Origin of the sequence: Gilliamella sp. Gris1-4, from assembly GCF_001690335.1 — a bacterium.
GTDB lineage: Bacteria > Pseudomonadota > Gammaproteobacteria > Enterobacterales > Orbaceae > Gilliamella > Gilliamella apicola_P.
Genome location: NZ_LZHA01000044.1, coordinates 1 through 1,645, shown reverse-complemented (window position 1 = coordinate 1,645; position 1,645 = coordinate 1). Strand labels below are relative to the sequence as shown.

Here is a 1,645-nt window from a genome sequence, read left to right as displayed (position 1 = left end):
CGGTAAATACAACCAATACTATTCACGGTAGTGGGCCGTATTTAACGTTTGATGGTGGGCGGACAAAGGCAACTAATACAGACACTTTTTTGGCAATCGAGTTGCCTGATGGAAGACGTATCACTCAGTCAACAAACACATCAAGTGTTACAAATCCGATAAGGTTACCAAGTGGAAATTATACATTTAATGATATTCATACGGTATTGCCATCGGGTGCAACATCTATTAGTTTAAATAGTCTAATCAGCCAAGGGAAGTGGGGAGATGATGATGGGGATGGACAGGGTACAAATGGTGTTACTGCAACAGGGAGTATATCGTTAGTAATAGAGGATAAAGATGGCGCTACGGTTAATCGTAGTGATACATTAAGTATATGTAACGCGCCTTATAAGGTCACTTTAGATAGTACAGGGGGAAGTTTAACTACACAGTATGGAGTGCCAAATAGTAGTCGTTTTTACGGAGGGACGGTGGATTATTATATCACTTTGCCGTCACAGCCAGTTATTTGTTCGGTCAGGCCGAATCTATACTTTGGCAAAGGCGACTACGCAGGCCCATCTAACATATGGAATCCTGAGAAAGGTTTTTTAGTTCAGTCAACAAACCCATCATCTTACGACAGAAACTTTCCAACAACAGGAGCAGATGGATTGTATTTTGATTTGGACATAGGTGGTATTGGCGGAGGTCAGTTGAGTTGGACAGTTAACACAAGAGGTAGTTTGGGAGCAACGGTGAGTAGGGTTGGTTTAGACACACGGGTAACATTAACAGGTCCTAGGGCAAGTAGTAGTCAGATAAGCTCAAGTAATCCTGGTTCACTTACACGTCCATCTTTGCCACAGACCTTCGAGTTGGTGGGTAGGGATAGTAATGGTAATGAGGTGAGGTATGGATTTGTGTTAAGGCAGTGGTTCGTCAATCGGGGTGGTTACCAAACTAGCGCTTCTAATCAATTAGCATGGTGTAGAAGTTTGGGTTATCGAATGCCACGGGTAAGTGATTTAACCAATGCGAAGTGTGGTGTAGATAATACTTGGTTTCCATGTGTAAATGGCATAGATGGCGCAGCCCCTAGTTCATTAGGAAATAGGTATCAGCGTCACATAGGGGCAGGATTTTTCACGGAGTGGGGTTACATGTCCGACTACGCTGATGCGGGCTTCGTCAACCGCAGATACGGGACGAGTGACGCGACAGGTAGCGATCAGTTCTATGTCACCTCGTACAACGGCAACGTCTACAGCGACAGTGCCAACTACTCCTTCTATGGCCTTTGCACCGCACCTTAGTTCTTAGCGTTTAGTTCTTAATCCTTAGGGCGCGGGGGTGGTTATGGTGCTTGAGAGGATAATATAACAAAGAACAAAGCCCCCGCGTAAGTTGGGGCGTTTTCCTTAGGGTTGCGCTGTGGCGCTTTAAAGCGGTGGTCTATTTTTAGTACGGCAAGGTTTCGGACGTTTTGACCTTTGGTGAACAAAATAGCTACAGTGACAACGTCCGATTTAGGGGATTTTTTGCGAAATCCCCTAAAAACCCCTCGCAAGGCTACAGAATGTGGCCTACGGCAATACTCGTATCATCCTGATACTCGCCTCTACGAGGCCATCTTCGCTATGCTCAGATGTTCAAATTT

Annotated in this window: 1 protein-coding gene; it reads left to right on the top strand. The window is 45.0% G+C overall.

Going from position 1 to position 1,645, the window contains the following annotated elements:
* Positions 1–1,301: hypothetical protein (locus tag A9G31_RS11790; protein ID WP_176700361.1), on the top strand; the 1,301-nt coding region annotated here is incomplete at its 5' end.
* Positions 1,302–1,645 lie beyond the last annotated feature (344 nt).